The organism is Rhizobium sp. WSM409, assembly GCF_057653825.1.
Map to the genome: position 1 here is coordinate 317,823 of NZ_JBYGKP010000005.1, position 17,423 is coordinate 335,245.

Consider the following 17,423-nt stretch of genomic DNA (forward strand, 5'->3'; position numbering starts at 1 on the left):
CATGCTGCCGACCATCCTCGATCTCTCAAGCCTTCGCGCCGCCTATCAATCCGGCCTGACGCCGCTCGACGCCATCGAAGAGGTGATTGCGCGGCGTGCCGCCTCGAAAGATCCGGCGATCTTCATCATGGCGGTGCCCGACGAGGAGCTGCGGGCCGCCGCCAAAGCCTTGATGGCGCGGGCGCCTGAGGCAAACAGCCTGCCGCTCTGGGGCGTGCCCTTCGCGGTCAAGGACAATATCGATGCCGCCGGCCTGCCGACGACGGCCGCCTGCCCGGCATACGAATATCGGCCGGAAGCGGACGCTACCGTCGTTGCGCGGCTGAAGGCAGCCGGCGCCATCATCATCGGCAAGACCAATCTCGACCAGTTCGCGACCGGCCTCAACGGCACGCGCTCGCCCTATGGCGCGCCGCGTTCGGTCTTCGATGCGGCCTATATCTCCGGCGGATCGAGCTCCGGATCATCAGTCACGGTTGCTTCCGGCCTCGCGGCGTTCGCACTCGGTACCGATACGGCGGGCTCGGGCCGGGTGCCGGCTGCCTTCAACAATCTGGTCGGCATCAAGCCAACGCCGGGCCTTCTGCCGAATACCGGCGCCGTGCCCGCCTGCAAGAGCGTCGACTGCATAACGATTTTTGCCGCGACCGTCGGCGACGGTGTTGCGATCCGCAAGGTCGCCGAAGGCTTCGATGCCGCCGATGCTTTCTCGCGTCACGCCAAGCCGGCGAACCTGCCGGTATCGGGCGTGCGCATCGGCGTCCTGACCGATGCCGAACGGGAATTCTTCGGCGACAAGGAGGTGGAGGCGCTCTACGACCAGGCGATCGAGCGGGCCAGAAGGCTCGGCGCCATCATCGTGCCGTTCGATTACGCGCCATTCCGCGAGGCCGCCGCCCTTCTCTATGATGGGCCTTGGGTCGCCGAACGTCTGGCGGCGGTCGAAGATTTCCTCGCCACGAACGCGGCTGATTTCGACCCGACGGTCAGAGGGATTATCGAAGGCGCCAAGGGCAAAACCGCGGTCGAGGCTTTCAACGGCCGATACCGGCTGGAAGAATTGCGTCGCAAGACCGAGGCCGAATGGGAAAAGGCCGACGTGCTTCTGCTGCCGACGGCGCCGACTACCTACACGGTCGCCGACATGCTGGCCAATCCCGTCGTGCTCAACGGCCGCCTCGGTCGCTACACCAATTTCGTCAACCTGCTCGATTGCGCGGCGATCGCCGTTCCGGCCGGCTTCGGAAAAGGTGGGTTGCCGAGCGGCGTTACCGTCATCGCACCTGCCTTCACCGACGATGCGCTGGCACCACTTGCCGATGCGCTGCACCGCGCAGCAAGCTCCGGCATGGGCATCGACCGGCAGGCTGCGATCCCCGAAGCAAGCCGTGTTGTGCCCGGCGATGACGGTTTTATCGAAATTGTGGTCGTCGGTGCGCATCTGACCGGCATGCCGCTCAATCACGAACTGGCAGGCGCAGGCGGGCGTCTGGTCAAGACCTGCCGCACATCAGGCGATTATCGCCTCTTCGTCTTACCCGATACCACGCCGCCGAAACCGGGGCTGCTGCGCGAGCCCGGCCACAAGGGTCAGGGGCTGGAGGTCGAGGTCTGGGCACTGCCGGCCGATGCTTTCGGCAGGTTCGTCCAGAAGATTCCGGCACCCCTCGGCATCGGTAAGCTGACGCTCGAAGACGGTTCCAGCGTCTCTGGCTTCGTCTGCGAGGCGCATGCGGTGAAAGGTGCCGAGGAAATCACCGCTCTTGGCGGCTGGCGCAACTATATTAGCGCCAAGCTGGCGAGCTGAGGAGAGCCTAACATGGCGGCAAAACTCGTCTGGCGCCTGATCGATCTGCTGCGGGACGGTTTGACCGCCCGCAGCGAAGCGATCGGCAGAACCTGTGTCAGCCCTGGCGGTTCTGAGAGCGTTCGGCAAGTTCGACGATAATGCCGTCGGGGTCGCGAACGAAGGCGATCTTGTTCAGCATCTCGGAGTGGACAGCGAAGCGCGGCCGCTCCTTGATCTCGACGCCCGCCTTTTCGAGGCGGACGAAGGTCTCGTCGACATTGTCGAAATGAAAGGTGAGGTGGCGGACGCCGGCCGTATCTTCAGGCACGTCGACCGCCCTGGAAGCGCCGCCGGGTGGCGCAAAGACCTCCAGCATGCCGCCGCCTGCATCGAGGAACGCGACCTGCATGCCATTCGCCATCGTCTTGCGCAGCACGAGGCTGAGGCCGAGCAGGCCACAGTAGAAATCGACAGTGTGGTCCATGTCGCCGACCGTCATGCCGACATGCTCGAAGGATTTCAGCATCGGAGAGCCCTTCCCGATTCAGACGGTGGCCGCAGCCCGCCATTCCCCTGCCGGAAGCCAGGAGCGATAGAGCGGATGATCGGCGGCGATCGGCATCGGCGTCGGTTGTCCGGTTCGCTGCGAGAAATAAGCGGCCGTTACCAGTTCCAGCGAATTGCGGGCATCCTGCAGCGTCACCGGTGGGTCGGTGTCTTCGACGATCGCCTTATGGAAGAGCTCGAACTGACGGGTGTAGCCATCCTCGCCAGGCACATAGGCGGCGAGCACTTCGTCGATCCGCGCCTGATGTTCCTCTGTCCCGGCGACGAACGTCCACGGATCACGGCCCATCGTATAGGGTTCGATGATGCTTTCGGCGACGAGGTCGTTGAAGCAGAAGCGCAACCGCGAGATCTCCTTGCGCGAACCCAGCGTCATCGACAGCGTCGCCAGCGAGCCATTCTGCATCTTCACCGAAAGGGCTGCCGTATCCTCGACCTCGATCGGATTGACCAGCGTCGCCCCATAGGAAAACACCTCGGCGCAGGGGCCATGCACATAGTTCAGCATGTCATGGGCGTGGATGGCGTGGCCGAGAAGGCCACCGCCGAGTTCGCTCGCCCATTTGCCGCGCCACGGCACGGCATAATAATCCGGCCCGCGCCACCAATGGGTTTCGATCGTGGTCAGGAACGGCTTGCCGGCCAAGCCACGTTCGATCAGCAGCTTCAGCTTCTGCAGGCCGGAACCATAGCGATACTGGAAGATCGGCATCAGCTTCCTGCCGGGGTAACGATCGAGGATGCGCCCGATCTCGTCGACCTCGGCGATCGAGCCGAAGAGCGGCTTCTCGCAGATCACGTGCTTGCCGGATTCGATACCCTTGCGGCAAAGTTCGAAATGCGAACTCGGCGGCGTCGAAATGTCGATGACGTCGAGATCGTCACGGGCAAACAGCGAATCCGCATCCTGCGTGTATTCGCCAATGCCGAACTCCTCGCACAGCGCCTTGCCGCGCTCCTCGTCGAGCGAGCAGAGCACGGGGACTTCGAAAAGCTCCTTGTTCCAGCCGAAGCCGGCCAGATGCCGCGCAGCGATGCCTGCGCCGATGACACCGACGCGCAATTTTCTGGTCATGATATCCTCCTCAGCGAGCGCCGATGCGCGCGGCTTTCGTCTGGGCTTCGAGCGAAAGACGGCAGACTTCAAAAACGTGATCCTGGGTCATCGCCGTCTGCGTGCGGTTGCCAACGTCGGCGGTGAAAGCGTCGAAATAATCGAGTTTTTCACCGCTGCAATCGATATGGGTCATTTCCTTGCCGTTGACCAGGAAGAGGTGATCCTTGCCCGGCCGGCCGGCGATATCGATATATTTGCGCAGTTCGATGTAACCTTCGGTGCCGAGGATGGTCAGGCGCCCATCACCCCAGGTCGGCAGCGCCTCCGGCGTGAACCAGTCGACACGGACATAGCCCGCCGCCTTGTCGGAACGCAGAAGCACCTCGCCGAAATCCTCGAAGGCGGGCTTGTCGGGCATGCCGAAATTGCCGATCGAGCTTGCGATGACCTCGCCTGTGGTCGAGCCGGTATAGAACAGGAACTGGTCGACCTGGTGCGAAGCGATATCGACGATGATGCCGCCGAAGGCTTCGGGATCGAAGAACCAGTCCGGCCGGGTCGGCAGTTGCAGCCGGTGTGGACCGACACCGAGCGTCTGGATCACCTTGCCGATCGCGCCTTCGGCGACGAGCTTGCCGGCCTTGACGGCGGAGCGGACGCAGTGGCGCTCGGAAAAGCAGATCGAGAAGATCTTGCCGGTCTCGGCAACGGTACGCCTGACGTCCTCGAGTTGGGCGAAGGTGGTCACGCCCGGCTTGTCGGTCATCACGTCCTTGCCCGACCTCATTGCGCGGATGGCAAGCCCGGCACGATCACGCGGAATCGCGGAAATGCAGATGACATCGATCGACGGATCGTCGAACAGCTTTTGCCTGTCGATCTGCGGCGCGTCAGGATAGGTCTTCTCGAAGGCCTCGCGCAACGCCGGCACCGAGGTCTGCGGGCAATAGCCGACGAACTCGCCGCCTGCGGCCAGCAATCCCTTCACGTGATCGAACGTGTGCCCATGGTCGATTCCGACGACGGCAAATCTCAACATCGCTGCAATATCCTCCTGGGATTTTCGTGTGGCCGCCTGACGCCAGCCTCCTCCATGTCGCGCAAAACAGATAACGAAAGCCGCCGCCTGTCAAGGCGAGATGAAGGGGGAAATCGACCGGGTTGCAAATTAAACATATGAAATATAACGATTAATTTGTATCTAAATAGTTATTTTGCAGGTTTTTACGCTTGGTCTTTCGACAAAGGGCCACGGCTTGAACCGATCGGGCGAAAGTCTTTTTCCCCGGCGCATCTTGCCCCATCTCCGTGAATGTGATCGATTTCGGCTGCCGCCGGGCTGGAGGGCGGCAACACCCCGCAATGTTTTGAAGAGCGCTCCCCGCTCGCCTGTGACGGAAGATCCACCATGTCTCAACCTCTGCTCGATATCGCCGCTTCGGATGGTCTTTTTGTCGGCCGCGCCTGGAATCCCCAGGTTGCCGGGCCGAGCATCGTGGCGCTTCGAGAGGGGGAGCTGGTCGACATCACCTCGCGCGAGGCGCCGACACTGAGCGCGCTGCTCGAGCAGCAGGACGCTGCTGGTTTCGTGCGCGCTGCAAGCGGCAAGGCGATCGGCTCGTTGCAGGATATCGCCGCCAACAGCACCGGCACGCCGGATGAAGCGCGTCCCTATCTCCTGGCGCCCGTCGACCTTCAGGCAGTGAAAGCCTGCGGCGTCACCTTTGCGCAGTCGATGATCGAGCGCGTCATCGAGGAGAAGGCGGCCGGCAGTCCGGAGCGTGCCGCCTCGATCCGCGAGCGCGTCAGCACGCTGATCGGTGGCAGTCTCACCAATCTGAAGGCCGGTTCGCCGGAGGCTGCCAAGGTCAAGCAGGCACTGATCGACGAAGGCATGTGGTCGCAATATCTCGAGGTCGGTATCGGGCCGGACGCCGAAGTCTTCACCAAGTCGCCGGTGCTCTCCTCCGTCGGCTGGGGTGCGGATGTCGGCCTGCATCCGATCTCGACCTGGAACAATCCCGAGCCGGAAATCGTGCTCGCGGTCAACAGCCGCGGCGAAATCACGGGGGCGACTCTCGGCAACGACGTCAACCTGCGCGACGTCGAGGGCCGCTCGGCGCTGCTGCTCGGCAAGGCCAAGGATAACAATGCCTCCTGCTCGATCGGTCCTTTCATCCGCCTGTTCGATGCCGGCTACAGCCTCGATGATGTACGCAAGGCCGAACTCGACCTGAAGGTGTCAGGCCAGGATGGCTTCGTGATGCACGGCAAGAGTTCGATGTCGCAGATCAGTCGCGATCCGACCGATCTCGTCAAGCAGACGGTCGGCGCCCATCATCAATATCCCGACGGTTTCATGCTTTTCCTCGGCACGCTGTTTGCGCCGACTCAGGACCGCGACGCGCCGAAGCAAGGCTTTACCCACAAGATCGGCGATGTCGTCGAGATTTCCTCGGCAGGCCTCGGCGCGCTCATCAACACCGTGCGCCTCTCCACCGAATGCCCACCCTGGACCTTCGGCATTTCGGCGCTGATGAGCAATCTGGCAAAGCGCGGCCTGCTTTGACGTGCTGATTTTTGTGCATTTCCGGGCAGAAAACCGCGTCGCGTTTTCCTGAGATGCTGAATTACTGGTTTCTCCGCCTGCCCTGCAGCAGGTCGAGAACGGAGTTTGCCGCTTCAAGAACGTTCGTTCCCGGGCCGAACACGGCTGCAACGCCGTGTTCGTGCAGGAATTCATAGTCCTGCCGCGGGATGACGCCGCCGCAGACGACGATGATGTCACCACCGCCCTGTTCCCTCAGCCTGTCGATCAGTTGCGGTAGCAGCGTCCTGTGACCGGCCGCCAGCGACGAGACGCCGACGACGTTGACCTTTTCGCTGAGTGCGACACCGGCGGCTTCCTCCGGTGTCTGGAACAGGGGACCGGCGAGCACGTCGAAGCCGATATCGCCGAAGGCCGAGGCGATCACCTTTGCGCCTCGGTCGTGTCCGTCCTGACCGAGCTTGGCGACCATAATCTTCGGCCGGCGCCCCATGGCTTCCGTAACCTCCGTCATGCGAGTCTTGAGCACGGCGAGTTCCGGCTCGTTTTCATACGCTTGGCCATAGACGCCCTTAATCACCACTGGCGTGGCGGCATGATCGCCGAAGGTATCGCGCATCGCATCCGATATCTCGCCGACCGTGGCGCGGGCCCGCGCCGCCTCGATGGCGGCTTCAAGCAGGTTGCCCTTGCCGCTCTGTGCGATCTCGGCCAGGGCCGCCAAGGCCTCGCGCACGGCTTTGCCATCGCGCCGCCGCTTGGTTTCCTCGATACGTCTGATCTGCGCTTTGCGTACTGCGCTGTTGTCGATCTCCAGAATGTCGATCGGCTGCTCGTAGTCGAGCCGATAGCGGTTGACGCCGACGATGACCTCCTCGCCCTTGTCGACGGCCGCCTGGCGGCGTGCGGCCGCTTCCTCGATCAGCCGTTTCGGCAGGCCGTCTGCCACCGCCTTGGTCATGCCGCCGAGTGCCTCGACTTCCTCCATCAACGCCCAGGCCTTGTCTGCCAGTTCGGCCGTCAGGCTTTCGACATAGTAGGAGCCGGCGAGCGGATCGACGACCTTGGTGACGCCGGTCTCGTGCTGCAGGATGAGCTGGGTGTTGCGGGCGATACGAGAGGAGAACTCAGTCGGCAGCGCAATCGCTTCGTCGAAGGAATTCGTATGCAACGACTGCGTGCCGCCGAGCACGGCCGACATCGCCTCGAAAGCGGTGCGGATGATGTTGTTATAAGGGTCCTGCTCCTGCAAGGAGACGCCGGAGGTCTGGCAATGGGTGCGCAGCATCAGCGAGGACTGTTTCTTCGGATGAAACCCTTCCATGATCCGCGTCCAGAGCAGGCGGGCGGCGCGCAGCTTGGCCGCTTCCATGAAGAAGTTCATGCCGATGGCGAAGAAGAAGGAGAGCCTGCCGGCGAACTCGTCGACGCTCAGGCCTTTGGCGATGGCGGCGCGGACATATTCGCGGCCGTCGGCCAGCGTGAAGGCCAGTTCCTGCACCAGTGTCGCGCCGGCTTCCTGCATGTGGTAGCCGGAGATCGAGATGGAGTTGAACTTCGGCATCTCGCGGGCGGTATAGTCGATGATGTCGGCAACGATCCGCATCGATGATTCGGGCGGATAGATATAGGTGTTGCGGACCATGAACTCCTTCAGGATGTCGTTCTGAATGGTGCCAGAAAGGTCGGCTCGCGAAACACCCTGCTCCTCGCCGGCCACGATGAAGGAGGCAAGGATCGGGATGACGGCGCCGTTCATCGTCATCGACACCGACATTTCAGCCAGCGGAATGCCGTCGAACAGGATTTTCATGTCCTCGACGCTGTCGATTGCCACACCCGCCTTGCCGACATCACCCTCGACGCGCGGATGATCGCTGTCATACCCGCGGTGGGTGGCAAGATCGAAGGCGACCGACAGGCCCTTCTGGCCGGCCGCCAGATTGCGGCGATAAAAGGCATTCGATTCCTCTGCCGTCGAGAAGCCGGCATATTGGCGGATCGTCCAGGGCCGGCCGGCATACATCGTCGCCCGCGGGCCGCGGGTGAAAGGCGAGAAGCCGGGAAGCGAACCAAGATGCCCGGCGCCGTCAAGATCCTCGGCCGTATAGAGCGGCTTGACGGCAATGCCTTCCGGCGTCTGCCAGGTGAGCTTCTCGGGCGAGGTGCGCAGTTCCTTTTGCGCAAGCTCCGCCCAATCCGACAGCGTCTTCTTCGTCATGCGGTTCCTCCGGCTTTTTTCATTCCCACCCTACCATTTCACCGGCTCCTCGTGCGATAGAGCCCGAACAGGATGATTTTAGGCCGAGCCGGCCCGAAATCTGAATCCTGTTCTATATTATATAGTTAGAGCATGATGTCGTCCGAAAACCGCTCACACTTTTCGGCATCATGCTCTAGGATTATTAATGCGGCAAATCCTTGATTTCTATTGCCGGCTTTGGGACCCGCCTCATGAAGACCATGCAGATCTATGCCTTTGACATGAACTGCGTCGGGCATATCAACCACGGCCTGTGGACGCATCCGCGCGACCGCTCAGCGCATTATACCGATCTGGACTACTGGACAGAGTTTGCCAAGACCGCCGAACGCGGCAAGCTGGACGGCATCTTCCTGGCCGATATCGTCGGTGTCTATGACGTCTACAAGGGTAGCCCGGCGCCGGTGATCGAGACGGGCGCGCAGATCCCGGTCAATGATCCGATAATCCCGATTTCGGCGATGGCCTATGTCACGAAACATCTGGGTTTCGGCGTCACCGTCAACACCACCTATGAGCCACCCTTCCTGCTGGCGCGGCGCATGTCGACGCTCGATCATCTGACCAAGGGACGGATCGGCTGGAACATCGTCACCGGTTATCTCGACAGTGCCGCCCGCAGCATGGGTTTCGACAAGCTGCCGGAACATGATGCGCGCTACGATGCGGCCGAGGAATATCTCGAAATACTCTACAAGCTCTGGGAAGGGAGCTGGGACGACGATGCGGTGGTGCGCGACAAGGTAGGCGGTGTCTATGCCGACCCCTCCAAAGTGCGCTCTGTCCGTCACGACGGCAAATATTACCGGATGGAAGGCATCCATCTTTCCGAGCCCTCGCCGCAGCGCACGCCCCTGCTCTTCCAGGCCGGCGCCTCGGCACGCGGGCAGGATTTCGCCGCGCGTCACGCCGAATGCGTCTTCATTGCTGGGCCAAATCCCAAGGCGGCCAAGCCGACCATCGATGCGCTGCGGGCGAAGGCGAAGGAATTCGGCCGCGGCGCCGACGCATTGAAGATCCTGAGCCTGATCACCGTCGTCGTCGGGCGGACGGAGAAGGAAGCACGGGACAGACTGGAGGACTATCGCCGCCATGCGAGCGTTGAGGCTTCGCTTGCGCATTACTCCGCTTCGACAGGCATCGACTTTTCGAAGTATGGATTGGACGACGTCATCGACCAGAGCTCGACCAACGCCAATCAGTCGGCGCTTGCGGCCATCACGAAACAGGCGCCAAAGCCCGTGACGCTGCGTAACATCATCGACCAGATGGTGCTCGGCAGCCGGATGAAGCCGATAGTGGGTTCGCCGGAACAGATCGCCGATCATCTCGCAACATGGATCGACGAGGGTGGCATCGACGGCTTCAATCTGGCGCGGACAGTGGCGCCGGAAAGCCTGCGCGATTTTGTCGACTTGGTCGTCCCGGTGCTGCAGGAGCGCGGCGTCTTCAAGGCGGACTATGCTGCAGGACCCTTGCGGCAGAAGCTTTTCGGCGGCGGGAACGGCAGGTTGCCCGCCGCTCATCCCGCCGCCCAGTTCCGGCGCTGACTTATCGGTGGTCCAACCTGGCGACCAGCCGGTCGCCAAGCCACTGGATTCCGCAGACGAGCACGATGAGGACGGCCACCACCGCGATCATCACGCTGGTTTCAAAACGTTGATAGCCATAGCGGATGGCGAGATCGCCGAGGCCGCCGGCGCCGATCGCGCCCGCCATGGCCGAGGCGCCGATCAGCGTTACCAGCGTGACGGTGAAACCGGCGACGATGCCCGGCAGCGCTTCAGGCACCAGCACCTCGCGGATGATCGTCCAGCGGTTGCCGCCCATGGCGCGCACGGCGTCGATCAGCCCGCGGTCGACCTCGCGCAGCGATACTTCGGCGATACGGGCGTAGTAGGGCGTTGCAGCGATGGCGAGCGGCACGATGGCCGCCCAGGTGCCGAGCGCGGTGCCGACGATCAGCCGCGTCAGCGGGATCAGCGCCACCAGCAGGATGATGAAAGGCACCGAGCGGAAACCGTTGATGACTGACCCGAGCATGCGATTGATACAGAGGTTTTCGGCGATGCCGCCGCGCGCTGTCGCGACCAGAGCAAGGCCGAGCGGCAGGCCGGCGACGAGCGAGATCAATCCCGAGGCGAGGGTCATCAGGACCGTCTCCCAAAGGGAGCGAATAAGCAGTTCAAGCATGATCGGTGTCATAACCAAGCACCTCCACCCGGGCGGACCGGGCCGTCAGGAATTGTTCGACTTTTCCGGCAAGCGCGGGGTCGCGCGCGGGAACGGCGATGAAGAACCGCGCCACCGGCTGGTTCTGGATATGGTCGATGCCGCCATGGACGAGGCGGAAGGAATGCGGCAATGCTGCCGAGAGTTCGGCAAATAGCGCGCCCTGCGCCTGTGGCCCGGCGAGATCGACGCTGAGGATCGCTTCGCTGCCCGCCGTCGCCGACAGCCGGCCGGCGATATGCTCAGGAAGCTGCGGGCGGATACCGCCAAGCAGGCTCCCGGTGATTTCAGCCTGCGGATTGGCAAAGACCGACCAGACCTGCCCTTCCTCGACGATCCGCCCGGCATCGATGACCGCGACGCGATCGGCAATGCCGCGTACCACTTCCATCTCGTGGGTGATGAGCAGAATGGTCAGTCCGAGCTTACGGTTGATGTCTTTCAGCAATGCCAGGATCGACCGCGTCGTTTCCGGATCGAGCGCCGATGTCGCCTCGTCGGACAACAGCAGTGCCGGGCGTGCCGCCAGCGCCCGGGCAATGCCGACGCGTTGTTTCTGGCCGCCGGATAGCGATACGGGATAAGCCTTCGCCTTGTCGGCAAGGCCGACGAGTTCGAGCAGCTCGTGCGCCCGTTTCAGGCGCTCGCTCTTTGCAAGACCCTCGATCTTCAGAGGCAGCGCGACGTTTTCTTCGACGGTTTTGGCAGAAAGCAGATTGAAATGCTGGAAGATCATGCCGATGCGGCGCCGCAGCGGCTGTAATTCCTGTTCCGAAAGTCCGGTGATATCTCGGCCTTCGATGAGGATCTCGCCGCTATCGGCGCGTTCCAGGCCGTTCAGGCAGCGGATCAGCGTCGATTTGCCGGCGCCGCTGCGGCCGATGATGCCAAGGATCTCGCCTCTCTTCACCGTCAGCGAAATGCCGTCGAGTGCGGCAGTGGTTCCGAACCGCCGCTTCACACCGGTAAGCCTCACCACCTCTTCGGTCGCCGTTTGCGGCTCTGCCTCGATCGCCGTGGTGGAAACAAAGGAATTCATGTGGTTTTCCTTGCAAATGCTGAAGGCGGCCCGGGCAAAGAACGCCCGGACCGCCTCTCGGCAGGCCTTAACCCCAGCCCAGCCTCTGATCAATAGGCGCTGAGACCGGTGCCCTTATAGACCTTCTCGAATTCGGCCTTGACGGTGTCGTTCTGATAAGAAGACACAAGCGTCTTGACCCATTCGGCATCCTTGCTGTCGTCCTTGACGGCGATGAAGTTGCGGTATGGATTATCAGCGATCGGCTCCTGGGCAATGCGTTCGGCCGGCGAAAGACCGCTTTTCAGCGCCCAGTCGGTGTTGACGATACCGGCATCCAGATCGTCGATCGAACGGCCGACGATGCCGGCGTCGAGTTCCTTGATCTCGATCTTCTTCGGATTGTCGGTGACGTCGGCGACGGTCGCGAGAATACCGGTGTCCTCCTTCAGTTTGATCAGGCCTTCGCTCTGGAGAACGCGCAGCGCACGGCCTTCGTTCGAGGGGTCGTTCGGCACGCCGATGACGGCACCTTCCGGGATCTCTGCGACGGACTTGTATTTCTTGGTGTAAAGGCCGATCGGCCAGACCCCGGTATAACCGACGCGAACGATGTGATAGCCGTGCTGCTTGATCTGGTTGTCGAGATAGGGCTGGTGCTGGAAGGCGTTGGCATCGACTTCGCCGCGTTCCAGCGCTTCATTCGGCTGGGTGTAGTCGTTGAAGATGACGGTCTCGATCTTGAGACCCTTCTTGCCCGCCTCGCTTGCGACCACGCGCCAAATATCCTCCTCCTCGCCGGCCATGATGCCGACCTTGATCGACTTGTCCTCGGCAAAGGAAGGCGCGGGTGCGGCAAAGGAAAAGACTGCGGCAGCAGAAATGGCGACGGCGGCAAGAGCCGCCCGGCGCGAAAGGTGGAAGCCGTGAAGATTTTTGTTCTTGGTCATTGTATATCCCGTCTGACTGAATGAGGCCGAACGCCCCGAGCAGGCCGATCATGGCAAATGCGCAGATCGCGAGCGAAGCACGAATGTCTGATGTGGAGCAAAGCCCAGAAAAACTCTTGCCCTGCCATCGATATCGGCAGGATAAATTTCCACCAAATTTATGGATTAATTGCGGCTTGAGAGCATGCTCCAAAAATGAAAACGGCGCCCTCGTGGCGCCGTTTCAAGCTTATCCCGACGCTCTTTACTCGGCAGCGATCAGCGCCTGATTCCGGCTGGGAAAGAACGCCTCGAGCTCGCCGATGACCTCGCTGATCCGCTTGGACAGCGGATCGGATGAGACGCGGTAATCGGTGAAGTCGCGGTCGGACGCGTAAACCGCGGTCGGCAGCGTGTGCGACATGAAAAAACCGAAGAGCGGGCGGAGCTGGTGCTCGACCATCAGCGCATGGCGGTCACCGCCGCCGGTCGCAGTGATGATGATCGGCTTGGCGCGCAGCTCATGCGGGTCGATCAGGTCGATCAGATGCTTGAAGAGACCAGGATAGCTGCCCTTGTAGGTCGGTGCTCCGATGACCAGCACATCGGCATTGACGATGTCGTCGATGACTTCCCTGGCGCGACTATCGAGATCGTCACGGCGCAGCGCCTGGCCAAGCGAGGGGCCGACATCGGTCAGATCGTAGATAGTGTTGTCGAAGCCGTATTTCTCACCGGCGAGACCGGCAACGTTTTCGACAAGCGCAAAGGTCTTCGAGGGGCGGTTGAAGCTACCCGCAAGGCCGACCAATTTGTGAGCAGACATGCCATTTCCTTCCAATATCGTGCCTAGACCGACGTCATTATTGGACGAATATTATCTATAAAAATAGTGGATTAAAGGAATGGTGATCCCTCTTCCCCATAGCAGGAGAAAAATACGTTCGGGCCTATGGGCGAAGGCGACGTGCGAAATCGAGCAGGATTGTCGGTGCCATTCCGGCTCGATCGATTGTCCGTAAGCGATGTCGCCTCAGACTGGTTTCTGCTTGGGAATACGCGGCAGGAAGACCGTGAGGAGACCGAGCAGCGGCAGGTAGGAGCAGATGCGGTAGACGAAATCGATTCCATGGGTGTCGGCGAAACTGCCGAGCAGGGCTGCACCAAGCCCCCCGGCCCCGAATGCGAAGCCGAAGAAGACCCCGGCAATCAGCCCGACGCGCCCGGGCACCAGTTCCTGCGCGAAGACGACGATTGCAGAGAAGGCCGAAGCGAAGATCAGGCCGATGACGACGCTGAGCACACCCGTCCAGAAGAGGTTGGCATAGGGAAGCAGAAGCGCGAAGGGAATGACCCCGAGGATCGAGAACCAGATGACAAAACGGGCACCGAAGCGGTCACCGATCGGCCCGCCGAGGAAAGTGCCAACGGCGACGGAGCCGAGGAACAGGAAGAGCATCAGCTGTGCCTGCTGCACGCTGAGCTCGAACTTGTCGATGACGTAGAAGGTGAAGTAGCTCGATACGCTGGCCATGTAGACATTCTTCGTTGCCGTCAGCAGCACGAGGATGAGCAGCGCCCAGACGACCCTGTTCTGCGGCAGCGGAAGGGTCCGGCTTACCGCCGGCTTGCTGGCATTCTGGCGCCTGTGGCTGATGTACCAGTTGCCGACCCAGCTCAGCACGACCATGCCGACCATGGCGATGGCGGCGAACCAGGAGACGCTGTGCTGACCGAGCGGCAGCACGATGAAGGCGGCAAGCAGCGGACCGATCGCCTGGCCGGCATTGCCACCGACCTGGAAGAAGGATTGTGCGAAACCGTGGCGGCCGCCAGAGGCAAGACGGGCAACACGGGAAGATTCCGGGTGGAAGACCGCCGAGCCGAAGCCGATCAAGCTTGCGGCAACCAGTAGCAGGGCGAAGCTGCCGGCATTGCCGAGCAGAATGAGGCCGCAAAAGGTGCTGGCCATGCCGACGGGCAGCGAATAGGGCATCGGCCAGCGGTCGGTGACGATGCCGACCAGCGGTTGCAGCAGCGAAGCCGTGACCTGGAAGGTCATGGTAAGGAGGCCGATCTGCACGAAATCGAGATCGTAGTTCGCCTTGAACAGCGGATAGAGCGAGGCGAGCAGCGACTGCATGATGTCGTTCAGCATGTGGCAGAAGCTGACCGCCATCAGGATAGACATGGTTGTTTTTTCGAAACGAGGCGCGCTCTCGGCAACGGTTGCCATCAATACTTCTCCTGCACAGGCACGGCCGGTGCCGTGCCACGTCGCTATTATTCGATGGATTTTCGGGCGATCGGGGCTGGGAAGACTCTCGTGCGGCGGTCGCTGAAGAGCATTTAACGCAAGCCGGGACGCAATTACAGCCCAGTTTTATCCGAATCGGTACGGCTTTTGTTCGATTTTCGCTTCGGCCGCGTGATTACTGCGTGATTTCACGTCTTTTTGGGGGGCTTTCATATCACAGTCGGTCGCGATCGCCGCCTATCCACTATGCTATATGAAAACAGCCATGGAAAAGCCATGCGGGGGATACTACAGCTGCGCCGATTGAAAAAAGCGATCGAGGCTGAAAACACACGATGAATGTCAAGACAGCGAATGCAATAGACAGCTATGTCGGAGCGCGTATCAAAATGCGCCGGCAGTTGCTCGGGATGAGCCAGGAACGGCTTGGTGAGCAGATCGGTGTGACCTTTCAGCAGGTTCAGAAGTACGAGAAGGGCATCAACCGCATCGGCGCCAGCCGGCTGCAGCGGATCGCCGAGGTGCTTCAGACGTCGCCAAGCTTCTTCTTCGAGCAGGAGAATTCCGAGCCGTTGACGCTGCAAGGGCTGGATCTAGCTGCGAATATGGACCCGGTGGCTGAATTCCTGCGAACGAAAGAGGGATTGGTGCTCAATCGCGCTTTTCTAAAGATCGCCGACAGCAATATCCGCGAAACGGTCATCGCATTGGTGAAGGCGATGGCGCAGGCGGAAAGTCGCGGCGTTACATTGGGAGCCTCCGTAGCGGATATCACTCTTCCGCTCGGAGAGTAGTCAGGCACACCGAGGTGATACTCGCATAGAGCTCAGGCTCGCGTCATTTGGCGGGTTGCGGCTGATCGACCCAGACGGGCAATCGGTGGCGCTTCCAGAAAAAGGGCCTACTTGGCACAAGGAATAATATCGCGAGGCTTTGCGCGGGACGGTTTCTGAGATCTGAAAGGCGGTGCAGTCCTGTCACGCGCGTCTTCGTTCAAGAGAACTAAGTCGTCTCCGTTTTGTCGCACGCGCGGGCAAAGGGAGCCGCTAAGGACACCCAGATGCCCGAAACAGCCGAAGCAACAGTTACGCAGATGGCTGGGGAACAGGTCAAGGAGCTGGCATCGCTGGCCAGGCTTATGGCGTTTGACTCCCCCGCAAAGCGTCCACGACGGTTTTTTATCCGGCACGCGGGACTGAACGGACGCTGACTGGCAGGTGCTGCCGCTATGGCTCGAATGCATCTTGCGAGGGCTTTCGCACGATGAAGCGGTTGCTCACTATGGCGCGCTTCTGCATCCCATCTTGTCAGCAGACTTTTACGACGTCCAGATCCAGGAGTTTTCCAAGCTTCTCGATGCGCCCGGCAATGTGTCCGACGCCAACTGCGCAATGATGGGCAGGTCCCTGTGCGTTCCACGCCTCAACAAAGCGCCGGGCTCCAAGTGGAAATCGATAACGGCTGTTGGTGTTGCCGATTTCGAGGATCGGGCCCGCCACAGAGGCGCCTTCGGCGCAAAGCAGCCTGATGTTGCCGGCGTCTTCGACGATAGAGAGCAGCGTCACCGGCCCGTGCTGAACCGACATTTCAACGCTGACGCCGGAGCCGACCTTGCCGTGAAAAACGTTGAGGGGCCGGATCTTCGTACGCCCCTGGGCAATTTTCGTATGCCCCGGCCCGTCATGCCCCATCAGCACGACATCTGCGGCGAAATCCATGGCATAATACTCGGTGAATGAGCCGCCCGCACCGAAGCTGTCCATGATTTTCATCGCCTGGGCGTTCTTGATCTCATATTCGCCGGCAACCGGCACGCCGCTGGCCGTCAATATCGAACAGCCGACGATGACCGAGGTGATGATATCTTCATATTCGTGGCCGGGCTGGGATTCGTAGTAATAGGCAAGTGAGCCGAGCGATTTCTTATCGACCAGCTTGCGAAGCGCCACGGCGGTCTTTGCCGCACGTGCCAGTTCTTTGGGGTCGCAATCCGGCTGGACATCGAATTCGGCGATGATCGTCGCCAAGCAGGTGGAGACGTCTTCCTCGCTCACATCACGCCGCAACTGCGCCAGTTCGTCGATTTCCAGCACCTCGATATGGGTGCCGAAGGCCGCTGCCTGCGCGGTGAGATCTGAATAGATATCCAGCATGCCGTTGTAGTAGCGGCCCATGACGCCGAGCCGGTTATGCGCCATCACATGTGCGACGCGGGCGGCCTCGATCCAGCCGTCGATCTCGTTTTCGACGACGGGATCGCCGGTGAGAACGCCGGTCACCTGGTGAAAGCTGATGCCCGCTCGACGGAAGACATTGGCGATTTCGGGGACGGGGCAGGCAGAGCAATGCGCCAGCCAGTCGCCGGTCATCGCTGTCCGATCGCCGAGGGCGTTGAAAGTGGCATAGTCGATGGCCGCGGTCGGCTGCAGATTGAGGATGATCACCGGAACCTTGGCGCGACGGACTACTGGAAGAACCGTCGACGACAACGCATAGGTGGTGATGTAGAGAAAGATGATATCGACATCGGCCTGGCGAAACTGGTGACCGGCCTCGATCGCCTTTTCGGGCGTGTCGATCAGCCCGAGGTTGACGACCTCGACGCCTGGGCGCGCAAGCTTTGCCTCGACGGTATCGACATAGCCGCGCAACCGCGCTTCCAGACCGTTGAATTGCGACCAATAGGCCTCCAGACCGATACCGAAAAGGCCGGCCTTCAAGGGGCGTTCAGACATTTCTGTTTCTCCGATGGGGTGAGAATGA

At 61.2% G+C, this 17,423-nt stretch carries 15 protein-coding genes; 5 read left to right on the forward strand and 10 right to left on the reverse strand.

Annotation, left to right across the window (positions count from 1 at the left end):
* Nucleotide 1 precedes the first annotated feature (1 nt).
* A complete protein-coding gene (gene atzF / locus AC25BC_RS34240; RefSeq protein ID WP_128440157.1) occupies nucleotides 2-1,807 on the forward strand; it encodes an allophanate hydrolase in 1,806 nt (601 codons plus the stop codon).
* 97 nt (nucleotides 1,808-1,904) lie between these two features.
* On the opposite strand, the gene AC25BC_RS34245 is transcribed toward atzF, so the two are convergent.
* Genes AC25BC_RS34245 through AC25BC_RS34255 form a run of 3 tightly spaced genes read right to left on the reverse strand, consistent with a single transcriptional unit; the run spans nucleotide 1,905 to nucleotide 4,452 of the window.
* Nucleotides 1,905-2,315: a VOC family protein gene (locus tag AC25BC_RS34245; protein WP_128440158.1), complete on the reverse strand. Its 411-nt coding sequence runs from the start codon at nucleotides 2,313-2,315 to the stop codon at nucleotides 1,905-1,907.
* 18 nt (nucleotides 2,316-2,333) lie between these two features.
* Nucleotides 2,334-3,431, reverse strand: a complete 1,098-nt coding sequence (locus AC25BC_RS34250) for a Gfo/Idh/MocA family protein (protein WP_128440159.1) — start codon at nucleotides 3,429-3,431, stop codon at nucleotides 2,334-2,336.
* Nucleotides 3,432-3,441: 10 nt separating this feature from the next.
* Nucleotides 3,442-4,452, reverse strand: coding sequence for a Gfo/Idh/MocA family protein (locus AC25BC_RS34255; protein ID WP_033184073.1), 1,011 nt, complete (start codon nucleotides 4,450-4,452; stop codon nucleotides 3,442-3,444).
* A gap of 369 nt (nucleotides 4,453-4,821) precedes the next feature.
* Here AC25BC_RS34255 and AC25BC_RS34260 point away from each other — a divergent pair, with 369 nt between their 5' ends.
* Nucleotides 4,822-5,982 carry a fumarylacetoacetate hydrolase family protein gene (locus AC25BC_RS34260; RefSeq protein ID WP_017997238.1) on the forward strand — a complete coding sequence of 387 codons (1,161 nt, stop codon included), beginning with the start codon at nucleotides 4,822-4,824 and terminating at the stop codon, nucleotides 5,980-5,982.
* 61 nt (nucleotides 5,983-6,043) lie between these two features.
* Here the strand turns inward: AC25BC_RS34260 and scpA are convergent, their stop codons facing one another.
* Entirely contained in the window at nucleotides 6,044-8,182 is a 2,139-nt protein-coding gene (scpA, locus tag AC25BC_RS34265; protein WP_128440160.1) for a methylmalonyl-CoA mutase, read from the reverse strand.
* Nucleotides 8,183-8,415: 233 nt separating this feature from the next.
* Between scpA and AC25BC_RS34270 the strand changes: the two genes are divergently transcribed.
* On the forward strand, nucleotides 8,416-9,774 hold the full coding sequence (locus AC25BC_RS34270; protein ID WP_020487153.1) for an LLM class flavin-dependent oxidoreductase: 1,359 nt from the start codon (nucleotides 8,416-8,418) through the stop codon (nucleotides 9,772-9,774).
* Between the two features lies 1 nt (nucleotide 9,775).
* On the opposite strand, the gene AC25BC_RS34275 is transcribed toward AC25BC_RS34270, so the two are convergent.
* The 3 genes from AC25BC_RS34275 to AC25BC_RS34285 all read right to left on the reverse strand — a co-directional run bounded on the left by AC25BC_RS34275 (nucleotide 9,776) and on the right by AC25BC_RS34285 (nucleotide 12,424).
* Complete coding sequence (locus AC25BC_RS34275; protein WP_128440161.1) at nucleotides 9,776-10,429, reverse strand: methionine ABC transporter permease; 654 nt, start codon at nucleotides 10,427-10,429, stop codon at nucleotides 9,776-9,778.
* A complete protein-coding gene (locus AC25BC_RS34280; RefSeq protein WP_026157700.1) occupies nucleotides 10,410-11,495 on the reverse strand; it encodes a methionine ABC transporter ATP-binding protein in 1,086 nt (361 codons plus the stop codon). Before AC25BC_RS34280 ends, AC25BC_RS34275 begins: the two co-directional genes overlap by 20 nt.
* Nucleotides 11,496-11,584: 89 nt before the next feature.
* Nucleotides 11,585-12,424, reverse strand: coding sequence for a MetQ/NlpA family lipoprotein (locus AC25BC_RS34285; protein WP_128440162.1), 840 nt, complete (start codon nucleotides 12,422-12,424; stop codon nucleotides 11,585-11,587).
* A gap of 50 nt (nucleotides 12,425-12,474) precedes the next feature.
* On the opposite strand from AC25BC_RS34285, the gene AC25BC_RS34290 reads away from it, so the two are divergent.
* Nucleotides 12,475-12,693, forward strand: coding sequence for a hypothetical protein (locus AC25BC_RS34290; RefSeq protein WP_128440163.1), 219 nt, complete (start codon nucleotides 12,475-12,477; stop codon nucleotides 12,691-12,693).
* On the opposite strand, the gene msuE is transcribed toward AC25BC_RS34290, so the two are convergent.
* Both msuE and AC25BC_RS34300 read right to left on the reverse strand, forming a co-directional pair.
* The gene (msuE, locus tag AC25BC_RS34295; RefSeq protein ID WP_017997244.1) at nucleotides 12,669-13,229 is read right to left on the reverse strand and encodes an FMN reductase; all 561 of its coding nucleotides are present in this window, start codon (nucleotides 13,227-13,229) and stop codon (nucleotides 12,669-12,671) included. The genes AC25BC_RS34290 and msuE overlap by 25 nt on opposite strands.
* Nucleotides 13,230-13,436: 207 nt before the next feature.
* Nucleotides 13,437-14,639, reverse strand: coding sequence for an MFS transporter (locus AC25BC_RS34300; RefSeq protein WP_033184081.1), 1,203 nt, complete (start codon nucleotides 14,637-14,639; stop codon nucleotides 13,437-13,439).
* A 356-nt stretch (nucleotides 14,640-14,995) separates the two neighbouring features.
* Here AC25BC_RS34300 and AC25BC_RS34305 point away from each other — a divergent pair, with 356 nt between their 5' ends.
* A complete protein-coding gene (locus AC25BC_RS34305; RefSeq protein WP_128440164.1) occupies nucleotides 14,996-15,454 on the forward strand; it encodes a helix-turn-helix domain-containing protein in 459 nt (152 codons plus the stop codon).
* Nucleotides 15,455-15,967: 513 nt separating this feature from the next.
* On the opposite strand, the gene AC25BC_RS34310 is transcribed toward AC25BC_RS34305, so the two are convergent.
* A complete protein-coding gene (locus AC25BC_RS34310; RefSeq protein WP_128440165.1) occupies nucleotides 15,968-17,395 on the reverse strand; it encodes an arabinose isomerase in 1,428 nt (475 codons plus the stop codon).
* Between the last annotated feature and the right edge of the window lie 28 nt (nucleotides 17,396-17,423).

Bases quoted from the DNA above. Each gene is read 5' to 3' on its own strand.
- atzF (WP_128440157.1), top strand. From the start codon at position 2: ATGCTGCCGACCATCCTCGATCTCTCAAGCCTTCGCGCCGCCTATCAA.
- AC25BC_RS34245 (WP_128440158.1), bottom strand. From the start codon at position 2,315: ATGCTGAAATCCTTCGAGCATGTCGGCATGACGGTCGGCGACATGGAC.
- AC25BC_RS34250 (WP_128440159.1), bottom strand. From the start codon at position 3,431: ATGACCAGAAAATTGCGCGTCGGTGTCATCGGCGCAGGCATCGCTGCG.
- AC25BC_RS34255 (WP_033184073.1), bottom strand. From the start codon at position 4,452: ATGTTGAGATTTGCCGTCGTCGGAATCGACCATGGGCACACGTTCGAT.
- AC25BC_RS34260 (WP_017997238.1), top strand. From the start codon at position 4,822: ATGTCTCAACCTCTGCTCGATATCGCCGCTTCGGATGGTCTTTTTGTC.
- scpA (WP_128440160.1), bottom strand. From the start codon at position 8,182: ATGACGAAGAAGACGCTGTCGGATTGGGCGGAGCTTGCGCAAAAGGAA.
- AC25BC_RS34270 (WP_020487153.1), top strand. From the start codon at position 8,416: ATGAAGACCATGCAGATCTATGCCTTTGACATGAACTGCGTCGGGCAT.
- AC25BC_RS34275 (WP_128440161.1), bottom strand. From the start codon at position 10,429: ATGACACCGATCATGCTTGAACTGCTTATTCGCTCCCTTTGGGAGACG.
- AC25BC_RS34280 (WP_026157700.1), bottom strand. From the start codon at position 11,495: ATGAATTCCTTTGTTTCCACCACGGCGATCGAGGCAGAGCCGCAAACG.
- AC25BC_RS34285 (WP_128440162.1), bottom strand. From the start codon at position 12,424: ATGACCAAGAACAAAAATCTTCACGGCTTCCACCTTTCGCGCCGGGCG.
- AC25BC_RS34290 (WP_128440163.1), top strand. From the start codon at position 12,475: ATGGCAAATGCGCAGATCGCGAGCGAAGCACGAATGTCTGATGTGGAG.
- msuE (WP_017997244.1), bottom strand. From the start codon at position 13,229: ATGTCTGCTCACAAATTGGTCGGCCTTGCGGGTAGCTTCAACCGCCCC.
- AC25BC_RS34300 (WP_033184081.1), bottom strand. From the start codon at position 14,639: ATGGCAACCGTTGCCGAGAGCGCGCCTCGTTTCGAAAAAACAACCATG.
- AC25BC_RS34305 (WP_128440164.1), top strand. From the start codon at position 14,996: ATGAATGTCAAGACAGCGAATGCAATAGACAGCTATGTCGGAGCGCGT.
- AC25BC_RS34310 (WP_128440165.1), bottom strand. From the start codon at position 17,395: ATGTCTGAACGCCCCTTGAAGGCCGGCCTTTTCGGTATCGGTCTGGAG.